Source organism: Polynucleobacter sp. MWH-Creno-3A4 (assembly GCF_018881885.1).
Taxonomy (GTDB): domain Bacteria; phylum Pseudomonadota; class Gammaproteobacteria; order Burkholderiales; family Burkholderiaceae; genus Polynucleobacter.
The window spans coordinates 141834-156677 of the sequence record NZ_JACXSA010000002.1 but is presented as its reverse complement, the minus strand read 5'-3'; the positions used below and the strand labels follow the sequence as shown (position 1 = coordinate 156677).

Sequence of the window (14844 nt, the reverse complement as noted above, 5' to 3'; positions counted from 1 at the left end):
TACAATCTCAGCTGTAATATTTTGGGGCGCTTAGCTCAGTTGGTAGAGCGTCTGCCTTACACGCAGAATGTCGGGAGTTCGAGCCTCTCAGCGCCCACCAAAATTTTTACGCATTCCTTTGCCTGTTTCAAGGCGTTCAAGCCCTCAGATCCTGCCGCCTAGTACACTCACATGGTTGAAATTTATTACTAGCGATCTAATTCATGTTTGATATTGTCCGTAAGCACCAAAAGCTTTTGCAGCTCGTATTGATGCTGTTCATTGTTCCGTCGTTTGCCATGTTCGGAATCTCCAGCTATTCCAGCTTTATGGACAAAGAAACGGACCTAGTTAAAGTAGATGGTCGGCCAATTACCGCGCAAGAAGTTGACAATGCAGCGAAGCGTCAAGCAGAGCGTGTTGGTGGTAATCCCCAAATCGCCCAAAGCCTCCAATTTCGGCAGGCAATCTTAAATGAGTTATTGCAACAACGTATTCTAGGTTTTGCCGTGAATCAATTGCGTCTGCAGGTCGGCAAGGAAGCTTTGATAAAGAGCTTGCAAAACATTCCGCAAATTCGGGCTTTGTATAGACCTGATGGCAGCTTTGATGATGCCCGCTTTAAACAACTCTTGGCAAGCAATGGCTTAAATGAAGAGCAGTTTTATGCCAGCCAAGCGTTTGATATCAAGATTGGTCAGCTGGTCAATTCAGTAGCGCGCACTGAACTTCCCAATCCAAAGTTATCCGAAATTATTTCTACTTTGTATGAAACTGAGCGCCAGGTACAAACATTGTCGTTTGAGGCCAAGAATTACTTATCTAAGGTGAATCCAACGCCAGAGGAGTTACAGGCTTTTTATACCGCCAATACCAAACTCTTTGAAAGCCCTGAATATATCGATATTGAGTACATCGTTCTCAGGGCTGACCCCAAAGAAGATGCAAAGGTCTTTAGTGAGAAAGCAGATCAATTTGCTAACCTGACCTATGACCAGGCTGATAGCCTTAAACCTGCGGCTGATAAGTTGAAGCTGGGCATTCAAACCCAAAAGGGGATTACCCGCTCTGGCGCAGCTGGCCTTTCTAAAGACCATCCTCTAGCCAATCCTAAAGTGGTACAAGCTTTATTTGGCGATGATGCCGTTAAAAATAAACGCAATATTGAAGCGATCCAAGTATCACCAGGTGTTTTGGTCTCGGCTAGAGTAGTTGTTTTCCATCCTGCCCAAACTTTGCCATACAAAGAGGTTGCTGCAGAAGTGAAGCGTCAAGTTAGTCAACGTGCTGCGGAAAAACTTGCTGTTGCATCAGCGGCAGAGCGTTATGCTCAGTTGCAAAAGGATCCCAAGAACGCAACTGGTTTTGCTAATCCAATTTGGGTGTCTCGCAATAAACCTGCAAACTTAGTTGGCGCTGCATTAGATGATGTCATGTCGGCAAATCCTGATCAATTACCTGCATATGTTTCAGTCAATACACCTGGTGTTGGTACAACCTTGTATCGCGTAGATCAAGTTCGTCAACCCGCTGGTGCAGATGCAAAGGTGCACAAAGCTCAAGCCCAGCAAATTCAAGCCCTTGCTGCTCAGGCTGAGTTTGCAGGTTTCATGGCTTACTGGCGCGATACCGCTAAAGTAAAGACAATCAATCCATTAAGGCCGCCATCCACTGGGGCGGGTAGCTAAAACTTTAGCGTTGATGGAGCAGTGATTGATATGGGGCCATTGCGCCCCATACGTTTTTGTAGAGCAGGATCTGGGCTTTTTCATTCGGGTGAATATTGTCTGCCTGAAATAAATCCCTTTGTGTCGCAACCCCAGCCAAAAAGAATGGAATAAGTTCAATATTTTCTTGAGCGGCTAAACGCGGATAAATATCTTTAAATTTCCTTGCATAGTCTTGTCCATAATTTGGTGGTATTTGCATCCCAAATAACATAACCCGTGCGCCAGATAATTTACTAAGCGCTATCATTTTACGAAGATTCGACTCGGTCTGAGTAATGGAGAGCCCGCGTAATGCATCATTTGCCCCCAATTCAATCATGACAATGCCCGGCTTCTCTTGAGTCAATAATTTGGGAAGCCTACTTAGGCCTCCGGCAGTAGTCTCGCCACTAATGCTGGCATTAAAGATGCTCCACGGGCTGCCTTGATCTTGTAGCTGACGCTCTAATATTTTTGCCCAACCAGATCCTCTTTGCAGGCCATATTCGGCTGAGAGGCTATCTCCCATCAGCAATATCGTAGGATTTGCCTTTGCCAGTGTGATGAAAGAAATTAACAGGCAAAATAAGGCCATTGCTATGACATTTTTCACCAGGGTCGACTGAATATTTTGATTCATCTAATACATTGCCTTCAGGCTAGTGTGCTGCCTTATATCGGTTTAACTCCATGGACATTCCAATGAGTGTGCTTAATGCCCATCAATTAAATAAAACGGTCACAGCGAGTGATGGTGTCTTATCTATTTTGCACGACATTTCCTTTTCAATTGAGCAGGGCGAAAGCGTGGCAATTACTGGTAGTTCTGGATCCGGTAAGAGTACTTTATTGAGTCTGTTAGCAGGGCTCGACCTCCCAAGTTCTGGATCCGTCTCTTTGATGGGCCAGGACTTATCTAATCTTAATGAGGATGGCAGGGCAAGCTTAAGGGCCAAGCATGTAGGTTTTGTATTTCAATCTTTCCAGTTGCTATCCCATTTAACAGCCTTAGAGAACGTCATGCTGCCTGCGGAGCTTGCTGGGCTTGCCAATGCAAAACAGGGGGCTCAGTCCTGGCTCGACCGAGTGGGATTGTCAGCACGTTTAAAACACTTTCCTAAAACACTGTCCGGTGGTGAGCAACAGCGTGTGGCTTTGGCTCGTGCATTTATGACAAAACCAGCCATCCTTTTTGCTGACGAACCCACGGGTAGCCTAGACGAGGCTAGTGGAAAACAGGTCATCGAGCTGCTTTTTGAGCTAAATGAAGCCAATCATTCGACCTTAATTTTGGTCACCCACGACCCAGCCTTGGCCAGCCGGTGCCAACGTCAATTACAGCTTCAAGGCGGCAGATTACTGTAGGTAAAACCTTATAATCTAGGGATGTCTTTTTTCCAATTTTTACCCGGCGCCGATGCGCTTTCCCCATTCCGCCAGCAGCGCCTTTTAGCCACTTTATCCTCTCAAGGTATTGAGCTGAAGTCCATTGAAGCGCGGTATCTGCATTTCATATGGTCCGAGGAATCACTTAAGCCCCAGACTCAGGATGTTTTGGCCAGCCTGCTGACCTACGGGGAACCTTTTATCTCCAAGATTGCATCTGGTAAATCTTGGTTTGGAAAAAGATCCGAACAAGATCAAGCAGCGATTGTGATTCCACGCTTCGGAACCGTTTCACCTTGGGCTAGTAAAGCAACTGATATTGCCCAGCAATGCGGCATTCCTGTTTTACGTATTGAGCGCGGTGTGGAGTTTTTCTGGAAAAGTAAAAAAGCTTTAAGTGCAGATCAAGAGCAAGTAGTAATTGCTGCAATTCATGATCGCATGACAGAGACAGTCATAGAGTCAACCGATGAGGCCAATGCCCTCTATCAAACCTTAGCGGATCGTCCTTTAAGCCGTATTCCAGTACTGACCGAGGGGCGGACTGCCTTGGATAAGGCCAATCAAAGCTTAGGTTTGGCTCTATCTGATGATGAGATTGATTATCTGACTGAAAACTTTATTCGTCTTCAGCGAAATCCAAGCGATGTTGAGCTCATGATGTTTGCGCAGGCCAATAGTGAGCATTGCCGTCACAAGATATTTAATTCCAGCTGGACCATTGACGGTGACGATCAAGAACGCTCATTGTTTGCCATGATTCGTAACACCCATCAGCTTCAACCTGAGGGAACTATTGTTGCGTATTCAGATAACTCCGCGGTGATGGTAGGTTGTGAAGCAGAGACTTGGGTTCCTCAAGGCGAGAATCACCGTTACGAAAAAGATACTCGTTTAGTTCATACCTTGATGAAGGTGGAGACCCATAACCATCCAACCGCGATAGCGCCATTTCCTGGCGCTTCTACAGGCGCTGGAGGCGAGATTCGGGATGAAGGTGCCACTGGTGTGGGCGGCCGTCCTAAAGCAGGCTTAACAGGCTTTTCTGTATCAAATCTCAATATTCCGGGTACCGATTTACCTTGGGAAGCGGAGAAGTATGGAAAACCTGATCGGATAGCAACCCCTTTGCAAATCATGATTGAAGGTCCCCTTGGTGGAGCAGCCTTTAACAATGAGTTTGGCCGCCCAATTCTTGGCGGGTACTTTCGCGTCTTTGAGCAAACCTTAGATGGCACACGTCGTGGTTATCACAAGCCTATTATGATTGCCGGCGGTATTGGCAGTATTGATTCGACTCATACTGAAAAGAAGTCTATTCAAGCAGGTCATTTACTAATTCAACTCGGCGGCCCTGGTATGCGTATTGGTATGGGCGGTGCAACTGGTAGCTCTGTTGCTACTGGGACCAATACAGCGGATCTGGATTTTGATTCTGTGCAACGAGGTAACCCAGAAATGGAACGTCGTGCTCAAGAGGTTATCAACGCTTGTCGTGCAATGGGCGACAATAACCCGATTGTTTCGATCCATGATGTTGGTGCGGGCGGTCTATCGAATGCATTCCCTGAACTAGCAGATGGTGCTGGCTTAGGCGCCAAATTTAAATTACGTAACGTTCCACTTGAAGAGAGTGGCATGAGTCCAGCTGAGATTTGGTGTAATGAATCTCAAGAACGCTATGTACTTGCAATAGATGCAAAGGACTTGGATTTATTTAAAGCCCTATGTGAGCGGGAACGCTGCCCATTTGCAGTAGTGGGTGAAGCCACCGCTGAGCGTCAATTGCAACTCAGCGATTCAAAACAAGCGGCAGATTCTGATGAGTCTATGCCAATCGATATGCCAATGGAGGTATTACTTGGTAAGCCTCCTCGTATGCATCGCGATGTGCAACGCGTAGCACAACAATTTACAGAATTAAATGTTACCGATGTCGATCTACCTAATTCCATTGCCTGGGTTTTACAGCAACCAACGGTTGCAAGCAAATCATTCTTAATTACGATTGGTGATCGAACAGTTGGCGGCTTAAATGCACGCGATCAATTTGTTGGTCCTTGGCAAGTGCCAGTGGCCGACTGTGCCGTTACTCTGATGGACTATAAAGGCTATCGCGGTGAAGCCATGAGCATGGGGGAGCGAACCCCAGTAGCAGTGATTGATGCTCCTGCAGCAGCGCGAATGGCTGTGGGTGAGGCCATTACTAATATCCTCGCTGCAGATATACGTTGCCTAGAAGATGTGAAATTGTCTGCCAACTGGATGGCTGCCTGTGGTGCCCCAGGTGAAGATGCAAAACTCTACGACTCAGTAAAAACAGTTGGCATGGAATTATGTCCTGCGCTTGGTATTTCGATACCGGTGGGTAAAGATTCATTGTCAATGTCGACAGCTTGGCAGGATGGCAATGATTCTAAGAAGGTAGTTGCCCCAGTGTCCTTAATCATTTCAGCCTTTGCTGGAGTGCAGGATGCACGTAAAACCCTAACTCCTGAATTAAAGCTCGCAGATCAGGGCGGTGTACTGGATACTGAATTGATTCTTATTGATCTAGGACGCGGCAAGAATCGAATGGCTGGCAGTATTTTGGCGCAAGTTCTAAACCAGTCCGGCAAAGACGCTCCCAATTTAGATCATCCGGAAGATTTGAAGAATTTAGCTGCAGCGATTATTGAACTGCGCAAAGAGGACAAGCTTTTGGCCTACCACGATCGCTCCGACGGTGGATTGTTGGCCTGTGTTGCAGAAATGGCCTTTGCGTCGCACTCTGGTGTCTCTATCAATGTAGACATGATTGCAGTAGATGCTGGCCAAGAACCCGATCATGGCGATGCTAAGAATTGGGCGCAACAAGTATCAGGACGTCGTCACGAACAAACTATGCGTGCCTTATTCAATGAAGAACTTGGTGCCGTCATTCAGGTGCGTCGGGAAGATCGTGATGCAGTGTTTGCGGTACTGCGTAAACTGGGTCTAAGTGCCTTTAGCCATGTAATTGGTAAACCGAATAAGAATGGTCGGATTGAGATCTGGCGTGATGCTAAAAATATCTTTGCGGAACCTCGTGAAATTTTGCAAAAGATGTGGACCAATACAAGCTATCAAATTGCACGCTTACGAGACAATCCTGCCTGTGCCGACAGTGAATTTGCTCTCTTAGACAATATTGCTGATACTGGCATCTTTCCAAAGCTGACCTTTGATGTATCTGAGGATATCGCCGCCCCATATATTCAGAAGAATGCCCGTCCTAAAGTGGCTATCTTGCGAGAGCAGGGCGTGAACTCTCATGTAGAGATGGCCTATGCCGTAAATTGGGCAGGATTTGATAGCTATGACGTGCATATGTCAGATCTTCTGACTGGTAAGGCCAAGCTAGAGGACTTTAGGGGTTTGATAGCTTGCGGCGGTTTTAGTTATGGTGACGTTCTCGGTGCAGGTGAAGGCTGGGCAAAAACTATTCTGTTCAATCAGCAACTACGCGATCAATTCTCCACATTCTTCAATCGCCAAGATAGCTTTGCTCTGGGTGTTTGCAATGGTTGCCAAATGATGAGTAATCTCGCTGGAATTATTCCGGGCGCTCAAACTTGGCCGAAATTTACCCGGAATCAATCAGAACAATATGAAGCGCGTTTGGTCATGGCTGAAGTACTCGCCTCACCATCGATTTTCACTCAAGGTATGGAGGGTAGTCAGTTGCCTATCGCAATTGCACACGGCGAGGGCTTTGCAAATTTCAGTCATCAAGGTGACCTTGAGCAATTAAAAAAGCAGGGACTAGCCAGCTTACGTTTTGTTGATCATCTGGGCAATCCGACCGAAACTTACCCCCTAAATCCCAATGGATCTCCTGGTGGTCTAACTGGAGTTACCACGCCAGACGGTCGCTTTACCGTGATGATGCCCCATCCAGAGCGCGTATTTCGTGCTGTGCAGATGAGTTGGTGTCCACCGGAATGGTTGAAAACACCGGATGGTGCAAGCCCATGGATGCGTTTATTCCGTAATGCTCGCCATTGGGCGAATTAATCGCATGTTGCAACAAGAGATGGAGCCGGTCACTTTTTCAGAAAGCGGTGGGATTCGTTATCTACATTTCGGTAGTGAATTAATTCAAGGGGCGATGCGAATTCGTGACCCCAATGAAATTTATCTCGAATATAACCAACAAATGATGGCCTGGCTCCTGTTCTTGGAGACAAAACCAGGCATGCGAGTAGCACAACTAGGGCTTGGTACAGGTGCCCTCACCAAATTTACCCACCAATATTGCCCAGCAGTGAAATCCACGGTGGTGGAATTAAATCCTGCTGTCATTGTTTCTGCCAGAACCATGTTTTCTGTTCCTGATGATGATCGTAGACTTGAGACTCTTCAGGCTGATGCAAAACAATTTGTAAAAAATCGTCAGTATCGCAATGCATTTGATGCTGTGCAGGTTGATCTCTATGACGCCATCTGTGATGGCCCCGCAGCAAGTACCCTGGAGTTTTATAAGGGCTGTTATGAGATTCTTAGAAGTCCGGGAGTCTTGACGGTTAATTTGTTTTCTCGGCACAAAAGCTTTGACATCAATCTTCAGAATATCTGCGAGGCTTTTGATAATCGCGTGCTCCTGTTTCCAGAATCACACGATTGCAACGTTGTTGCCATCGCCTTTAAGGGGCCTCATCTCGAGGCGGAGTGGCTGGACGTCTCTGCTCGCGCGAAGTTAATCAGAGAGCAGACTGATTTGCCAACTAATAAATGGGTAGCAGGCATTAGTCGTGAAAACGCACGACAAGAATCTAAATTGTCTATCTAGTTATAGATAATAAAAAAGGCGATCCGAAGACCGCCTTTAGCTCAACTAAGAGAATTCTCTTACACAGTCACAGTATCAGCGACATCGCTAAATGATTTGATTTTGTCAAAGTTCATATAGCGATACACTTCAGCAGACTTCGCATTCAGTGACTCTACTTGCTCGAGGTATTCCTTCGGAGTAGGCAAGCGACCCAAGAGTGCAGCGACTGAAGCCAACTCAGCAGAAGCCAAGTACACCCGAGTATCAATACCTAAACGATTTGGGAAGTTGCGTGTAGAGGTGGATACTGCAGTAGAACCTTTGCGGATCTGCGCTTGGTTACCCATACAGAGTGAGCAGCCCGGTGTTTCCATACGTGCACCAGTGCGACCCAAAATGCCGTAGTAGCCTTCTTCTGTCAGAATCATTTGATCCATCTTGGTTGGAGGTGCGATCCACAAACGGGTAGGGATATCTGACTTACCTTCAAGCACCTTACCAGCAGCACGGAAGTGACCGATATTAGTCATACAGGAGCCAATGAAAACCTCATCAATTTTGTCGCCAGCAACTTCTGAGAGGAACTTCACATCATCTGGATCGTTAGGGCAGGCCAAGATTGGCTCTTTAATATCGCTCATATCGATTTCGATGATTTCAGCGTAATCTGCATTCGCATCCGCCTTGAGTAACTCAGGTTTAGCAATCCAAGCTTCCATGGCCTTAATACGGCGACCTAAAGTACGCTTATCTTCATAACCATTAGCAATCATCCACTTCATGAGGGTGATATTGGATCGCATGTATTCAATGATCGGCTCTTTGTTCAACTGAATAGCGCAACCACCAGCAGAACGTTCAGCAGATGCATCCGATAGCTCAAATGCTTGCTCAACTTTCAACTCTGGCAGACCTTCAATTTCTAATATACGTCCAGAGAAAATGTTTTTCTTGCCTTGCTTTTCAACAGTGAGCAGACCCTTTTTGATTGCATACAAAGGAATCGCATTAACCAGGTCACGCAAAGTGATGCCAGGCTGCATTTTTCCTTTGAAGCGCACCAAGACAGACTCAGGCATGTCTAAAGGCATCACGCCTGTTGCAGCAGCAAATGCAACTAAGCCAGAACCCGCAGGAAATGAAATCCCAATTGGGAAGCGAGTATGGCTATCACCGCCTGTGCCACAGGTGTCAGGAAGCAATAAGCGATTCAACCAGCTGTGGATCACACCGTCACCTGGACGCAATGCAACACCGCCACGATTTGTCATGAAGGCTGGCAATTCATGGTGGGTGCGAATATCTACTGGCTTTGGGTAAGCAGAGGTATGGCAGAAAGACTGCATAACGAGGTCTGCAGAAAAGCCTAAACAAGCCAAATCTTTTAACTCATCACGTGTCATTGGACCAGTTGTATCTTGAGATCCAACAGTAGTCATATGTGGCTCGCAATAAGTGCCGGGGCGAACACCTTGGCCTTCTGGCAAACCACAGGCACGACCAACCATCTTCTGTGCCAAGCTAAAGCCCTTCTTGTTATCAGGCGGGCTAACTGGTACACGGAATACGGTAGAGGTTGGCAAGCCAAGGGCTGCACGTGCTTTAGCAGTTAAACCACGACCAACGATCAAAGGAATACGACCGCCAGCGCGAACTTCATCCAAAATCACTGGAGACTTTAGAGAGAAGGAGGCAATTTCTTTGCCATCTTTAAATGCCTTGCCTTCATAAGGGCGCAACTCAATTACATCGCCCATATTCATTTGGTTTACATCAAGCTCAATTGGTAGAGCACCAGCATCTTCCATAGTATTGAAGAAAATTGGAGCAATTTTGGTGCCCAAGCAAACGCCGCCATAGCGCTTATTAGGAACGAATGGAATATCTTCACCAGTCCACCACAACACGGAGTTCGTTGCTGATTTTCTTGAAGAGCCTGTACCGACAACGTCTCCAACGTAAGCAATTTGGTTGCCTTTTTTCTGTAACTCGGCGATTTGCTTCATAGGGCCGCGCACACCGGGCTCATCTGGATCGATGCCAGGACGGGGATTCTTGAGCATGACAGTTGCATGCAAAGGAATGTCTGGACGACTCCAAGCATCAGGGGCTGGAGACAAGTCATCTGTATTTGTCTCGCCTGTTACTTTGAATACTGTTAACTTCATACTTTCTGGAACAGCCGGACGGCTAGTAAACCATTCTGCATCCGCCCAACTCTGTAATACAGACTTTGCGTTTGCATTGCCTTTTTCAGCCATTTCTTGAACGTCATGGAAGTAGTCAAACATCAGCAGGGTTTTCTTCAAAGCTTCTGCTGCAGCAGAACCGCACTCGGAATCGCTCAATAGTTCAACGAGTGGCTTAATGTTGTAACCACCCAGCATGGTTCCCAATAACTCAGTGGCTTTAACGCGGGAAATTAATGGGGATTTTTCTGTGCCCTTGGCAACTGCATCCAAGAATTCCGCTTTTACCTTGGCAGCCTCATCAACACCTGCAGGTACGCGGTTGGTGATGAGTTCAACCAGTTCAGCTTCTTTGCCGGCTGGCGGGTTTACTAGCAGTTTTACTAGTTCAGCAGTTTGATCTTTGCTTAATGGGAGGGCTGGAATACCGAGAGCGGCGCGTTCAGCAACTTGGGCGTTATAGGCTTCTAACATGATGTTTCCTATGAGGTAAAAGTGGTCAATAGATAGGCCAAAAGGGAATTCTCTCCCGTTTTGATGATTATAGTTGGTAAATCAAGTCTTATATAAGAGTTTAAACCCTATAAATTTGGGTTGAAAAGGGGTAAAAAGCAGGTATTTAGACCACTTGCTCCTCTTTTAAGGCCCAAACTAAGGCCAGCACCCAGCCGATTAAAGACCAGCCTAAAAACAGATTTAAGGCAAATATTGCCCCTGTATTAGCCCGTTTCTTATTGAAAGCAATCGCAAATGGGAGGAAATAGAAGAGGGAAAGGACACTAATAAGGATGGCAAAGAGGAGGCGCATGGGATTATTTTGTATCTAAAGAGTACATATTTGAAGGATAAGCTATAGATATAAGCGGATATGAAATTTTCTAGATATCGATCGCTATCGTTATAATTACTTTTTCCAACAGAGCTTAAGCGATGACTAAATACGTTTTTGTCACTGGTGGTGTGGTTTCTTCTTTAGGGAAAGGAATCGCAGCTGCCTCGCTTGCCGCGATTCTTGAATCCCGCGGCCTGAAAGTCACCCTCCTAAAATTAGACCCATACATCAACGTTGATCCAGGAACAATGAGTCCGCTTCAGCATGGCGAAGTCTTCGTCACTGAAGACGGAGCAGAAACCGATTTGGACCTGGGTCACTATGAGCGCTTCGTATCCGCAAAGATGCGTAAGAGCAATAACTTCACTACAGGCCAGATTTATGAGTCTGTTATTAGTAAAGAGCGTCGCGGTGAATACCTCGGAAAAACTGTTCAAGTTATTCCACACATTACCAATGAAATTCAAGCTTTTGTTGAGCGTGGCGCAAAAGCAAGTCATGACGGCCAAGCCGATGTAGCTATTTGTGAGATTGGTGGGACCGTTGGCGATATTGAATCCCTCCCATTCCTAGAGGCCGCAAGGCAGATGAGCCTGCGCTTGCCGGTTCACAGCTGTGCTTTTGTGCACTTAACCTTAGTGCCTTATATCAGCAGTGCCGGTGAATTAAAGACTAAGCCAACTCAACACTCTGTCCAAAAATTGCGTGAGATTGGCATCATGCCGACGGTTTTACTATGTCGCGCTGATCGTCCTATCCCTGAAGATGAACGTGCCAAAATTTCCTTGTTCTCCAATGTGCGTGAAGAGGCTGTGATATCCGTTTGGGATGTCGACACGATCTATAAGATTCCAGAAATGTTGCATGCCCAAGGCATGGATGATTTGATTTGCCGAGAGCTCGATTTAAAAGCCAAGCCAGCAGATCTTGCGGTATGGGCACATCTTGTTTATGAGATGGCTAACCCACAGCATGAAGTGACTATTGGTATGGTTGGCAAATATGTGGAGCTGACTGAATCCTATAAGTCTTTGATTGAAGCCTTGCGCCATGCTGGCATCCATACTCACACTAAAGTGAACATTAATTACATTGATTCAGAAGTAATTGAAAAAGATGGTGTGGATTGCTTAAAAGAACTGGATGCGATTTTAGTTCCTGGGGGCTTTGGTAAGCGCGGGACAGAAGGTAAGATTTCAGCGATTCGCTATGCACGTGAGAATAATGTTCCCTATCTCGGGATTTGCTTAGGCATGCAGTTAGCTGTCATTGAATTTGCTCGACACGTTGCCAATATTGCTCAGGCTAATAGTACCGAGTTTGATCCCTCTGCTGAACATCCAGTGGTTGCACTGATTACAGAATGGATGGATAGAGAAGGGCGTGTTGAGAAACGCACCAATGAATCTGATCTTGGTGGCACCATGCGTTTGGGCTCACAACGCTGCCCAGTCAAGGCGGGTACCTTGGCACATCGCATCTATGGTGCAGAAGTAAATGAACGTCATCGTCACCGCTATGAAGTGAACAATACGTATGTTCCGAAGCTAGAGCAGGCTGGCATGGTGATTTCAGCTAGAACCCCCAATGAGTCATTGCCTGAAATGATGGAATTACCTGAAGCTATGCATCCTTGGTTCTTCGGCGTGCAATTCCACCCAGAATTCACATCAACACCACGCGATGGACACCCTTTGTTCTCAGCCTTTATCAGTGCCGCTTTGGAACATCAACAAGCCGCTTTAAAACAGCCTGCTTAAGGGGGAATTGATGAGCACATTTAAGTTATGTGGTTTCGATGTAGGACTACAACATCGCTTTTTCTTGATTGCTGGCACTTGTGTCATCGAGTCTGAACAATCAGCCATTGATGTCGCTGGTCAATTAAAAGAAATGACTAGCGCACTGAATATCCCATTTATTTATAAATCCTCATTTGATAAAGCCAATCGCTCCTCTGGTACTTCATACCGTGGCCTTGGGATGGAAAAAGGCTTGGAGATTTTGGCTAAGGTTAAAAAAGAACTTGCTGTACCCATTCTCACGGATGTACACGACATAAGTGAGATTGCAGAAGTTGCTAAAGTGGTTGACGTAATTCAGACCCCAGCTTTTTTATGCAGACAAACGGACTTCATTCGCGCCTGTGCGCAGAGCGGTAAGCCAGTGAATTTCAAAAAGGGCCAGTTTCTCTCACCGCACGAAATGCTCAATGTAATAGAAAAAGCGCGTGCTGCTGCAAAAGAAGTAAACCTGCCTGATCAATTTATGGTGTGCGAGCGTGGCGCTTCATTTGGTTATAACAATCTTGTCTCAGATATGCGCAGCCTTGCTATTCTGCGAGAGTCAGGTGCGCCAGTAGTATTTGATGCTACCCATTCTGTTCAGTTACCCGGTGGTCAAGGTACAGCCAGTGGCGGCCAAAGAGAATTTGTACCAGTCTTGGCCAGGGCGGCTGTGGCGGTTGGAGTGAGTGGCCTTTTTATGGAAACCCATCCAGACCCAGCTAAAGCATTATCTGACGGACCTAATGCAGTGCCATTGCATCGCATGAAAGATTTATTAGAGTCGCTGGTTTCTATTGATACCGTGATTAAATCAAGCGGATCATTTTTAGAAGATAGCTTTAAATAACCCATTACATATTGTTTTAAGGAGAGGTGCATGAGCGCCATTGTTGACATCATCGGTAGAGAAGTTTTGGATTCACGCGGTAACCCGACAGTGGAATGCGATGTTTTACTGGAGTCTGGTGTGATGGGGAGAGCAGCAGTGCCCTCCGGCGCCTCTACCGGATCTCGTGAAGCAATTGAATTACGTGATGGCGACAAGTCTCGCTATTTAGGTAAAGGCGTTTTAAAAGCCGTTCAAAATATCAATGTAGAAATTGCAGAAACTATTTTGGGTCTAGATGCTAGTGAACAGGCTTTCTTAGATCACACCCTGATTGAGCTAGATGGCACTCATAACAAAGCGCGGCTTGGTGCCAATGCCACTCTGGCAGTTTCCATGGCAGTGGCAAGAGCGGCTGCTGAAGAGGCAGGCTTACCCCTGTACCGATATTTTGGCGGCTCAGGCGGTATGCAATTACCAGTCCCCATGATGAATATCGTCAACGGTGGAGCGCATGCTAACAACAGTCTTGATATTCAAGAATTTATGATCATGCCTGTTGGTGCAGAAAATTTCCGAGATGCGCTACGCTGTGGCGCTGAGATTTTCCATGAACTCAAAAAGATTTTGGCTGCGCAAGGTATGCCCACGACCGTGGGTGATGAGGGTGGCTTTGCTCCAAACTTTAAGAGCAATCATGAGTGTCTGCAAACTATCATGAAAGCCATTGAGGGCGCAGGATATCAAGCAGGTGAGGACGTCTTACTTGCTTTGGATTGTGCCGCTAGTGAATTTTATAAAGATGGTAAGTACCATTTATCGGGTGAAGGCCTCCAACTTTCTTCTAGCGAGTTCGCGGACTATCTGGGTAACTTGGCAGATCAATTCCCAATCGTCTCCATTGAAGATGGCATGCACGAAGGTGATTGGGATGGATGGGCAGACATTACTCGCAAGCTTGGTAAGAAAATTCAACTGGTTGGTGATGATCTTTTTGTTACCAATACGCGCATTCTTAAAGAAGGTATCGAAAAAGGGATTGCCAATTCGATCTTAATTAAGATCAATCAAATTGGTACTCTGACAGAGACCTTTGCTGCCATTGAGATGGCTAAGCGTGCTAACTACACCTCGGTTATTTCTCATCGCTCTGGTGAAACTGAAGACAGTACTATTGCTGATATCGCGGTGGGTACAAACGCAGGTCAAATCAAGACTGGATCATTGTCACGCTCCGATCGGATTGCCAAGTACAACCAGCTCCTGCGTATCGAAGAAGATTTAGGTGATGTTGCAAGCTATCCAGGCAAGTCTGTTTTTTATAACCTAAAGCGCTAAGCACTT

Annotated in this window: 10 protein-coding genes and 1 tRNA gene; 8 read left to right on the top strand and 3 right to left on the bottom strand. The window is 46.2% G+C overall.

All coding sequences use genetic code 11. From position 1 onward, the window contains the following. Positions 1-24 precede the first annotated feature (24 nt). Positions 25-100 (top strand) — tRNA-Val (locus IEN92_RS08310). A gap of 103 nt (positions 101-203) precedes the next feature. Then, positions 204-1667, top strand: a complete 1464-nt coding sequence (locus tag IEN92_RS08305; RefSeq protein ID WP_216162623.1) for a peptidylprolyl isomerase — start codon at positions 204-206, stop codon at positions 1665-1667. Positions 1668-1671: 4 nt separating this feature from the next. Here the strand turns inward: IEN92_RS08305 and IEN92_RS08300 are convergent, their stop codons facing one another. After that, positions 1672-2328 (bottom strand): arylesterase, encoded by a 657-nt coding sequence (locus IEN92_RS08300; protein WP_215376628.1) that lies wholly within the window; start codon positions 2326-2328, stop codon positions 1672-1674. Positions 2329-2390: 62 nt separating this feature from the next. Between IEN92_RS08300 and IEN92_RS08295 the strand changes: the two genes are divergently transcribed. From IEN92_RS08295 to IEN92_RS08285, 3 genes are read left to right on the top strand one after another with little or no spacing between them, the layout of a single operon-like run. Next, on the top strand, positions 2391-3053 hold the full coding sequence (locus IEN92_RS08295; RefSeq protein WP_251366799.1) for an ABC transporter ATP-binding protein: 663 nt from the start codon (positions 2391-2393) through the stop codon (positions 3051-3053). Between the two features lie 21 nt (positions 3054-3074). After that, positions 3075-7109: a phosphoribosylformylglycinamidine synthase gene (gene purL, locus IEN92_RS08290; RefSeq protein ID WP_216162620.1), complete on the top strand. Its 4035-nt coding sequence runs from the start codon at positions 3075-3077 to the stop codon at positions 7107-7109. Then, a complete protein-coding gene (locus tag IEN92_RS08285) occupies positions 7054-7884 on the top strand; it encodes a spermidine synthase (protein WP_255539818.1) in 831 nt (276 codons plus the stop codon). Before purL ends, IEN92_RS08285 begins: the two co-directional genes overlap by 56 nt. 59 nt (positions 7885-7943) lie before the next feature. Here IEN92_RS08285 and IEN92_RS08280 read toward each other — a convergent pair whose 3' ends face one another. Continuing rightward, positions 7944-10529, bottom strand: coding sequence for a bifunctional aconitate hydratase 2/2-methylisocitrate dehydratase (locus tag IEN92_RS08280; RefSeq protein ID WP_216162617.1), 2586 nt, complete (start codon positions 10527-10529; stop codon positions 7944-7946). A 145-nt stretch (positions 10530-10674) separates the two neighbouring features. Continuing rightward, positions 10675-10863 carry a superinfection immunity protein gene (locus IEN92_RS08275; RefSeq protein ID WP_216162614.1) on the bottom strand — a complete coding sequence of 63 codons (189 nt, stop codon included), beginning with the start codon at positions 10861-10863 and terminating at the stop codon, positions 10675-10677. Between the two features lie 122 nt (positions 10864-10985). On the opposite strand from IEN92_RS08275, the gene IEN92_RS08270 reads away from it, so the two are divergent. From IEN92_RS08270 to eno, 3 genes are read left to right on the top strand one after another with little or no spacing between them, the layout of a single operon-like run. Beyond that, positions 10986-12647, top strand: a complete 1662-nt coding sequence (locus IEN92_RS08270) for a CTP synthase (protein ID WP_216162611.1) — start codon at positions 10986-10988, stop codon at positions 12645-12647. A gap of 10 nt (positions 12648-12657) precedes the next feature. Continuing rightward, positions 12658-13521: a 3-deoxy-8-phosphooctulonate synthase gene (gene kdsA / locus IEN92_RS08265; RefSeq protein ID WP_216162608.1), complete on the top strand. Its 864-nt coding sequence runs from the start codon at positions 12658-12660 to the stop codon at positions 13519-13521. A gap of 30 nt (positions 13522-13551) precedes the next feature. Continuing rightward, complete coding sequence (gene eno / locus IEN92_RS08260) at positions 13552-14838, top strand: phosphopyruvate hydratase (protein WP_216162605.1); 1287 nt, start codon at positions 13552-13554, stop codon at positions 14836-14838. The last annotated feature ends 6 nt before the right edge of the window (positions 14839-14844 follow it).

What these genes read in the sequence shown, in the direction of transcription:
- IEN92_RS08275 (WP_216162614.1), bottom strand. Translation starts at nt 10,863, where the DNA reads ATGCGCCTCCTCTTTGCCATCCTTATTAGTGTCCTTTCCCTCTTCTAT.
- IEN92_RS08295 (WP_251366799.1), top strand. Translation starts at nt 2,391, where the DNA reads ATGAGTGTGCTTAATGCCCATCAATTAAATAAAACGGTCACAGCGAGT.
- IEN92_RS08300 (WP_215376628.1), bottom strand. Translation starts at nt 2,328, where the DNA reads ATGAATCAAAATATTCAGTCGACCCTGGTGAAAAATGTCATAGCAATG.
- IEN92_RS08280 (WP_216162617.1), bottom strand. Translation starts at nt 10,529, where the DNA reads ATGTTAGAAGCCTATAACGCCCAAGTTGCTGAACGCGCCGCTCTCGGT.
- IEN92_RS08270 (WP_216162611.1), top strand. Translation starts at nt 10,986, where the DNA reads ATGACTAAATACGTTTTTGTCACTGGTGGTGTGGTTTCTTCTTTAGGG.
- IEN92_RS08285 (WP_255539818.1), top strand. Translation starts at nt 7,054, where the DNA reads ATGGTGCAAGCCCATGGATGCGTTTATTCCGTAATGCTCGCCATTGGG.
- purL (WP_216162620.1), top strand. Translation starts at nt 3,075, where the DNA reads ATGTCTTTTTTCCAATTTTTACCCGGCGCCGATGCGCTTTCCCCATTC.
- eno (WP_216162605.1), top strand. Translation starts at nt 13,552, where the DNA reads ATGAGCGCCATTGTTGACATCATCGGTAGAGAAGTTTTGGATTCACGC.
- IEN92_RS08305 (WP_216162623.1), top strand. Translation starts at nt 204, where the DNA reads ATGTTTGATATTGTCCGTAAGCACCAAAAGCTTTTGCAGCTCGTATTG.
- kdsA (WP_216162608.1), top strand. Translation starts at nt 12,658, where the DNA reads ATGAGCACATTTAAGTTATGTGGTTTCGATGTAGGACTACAACATCGC.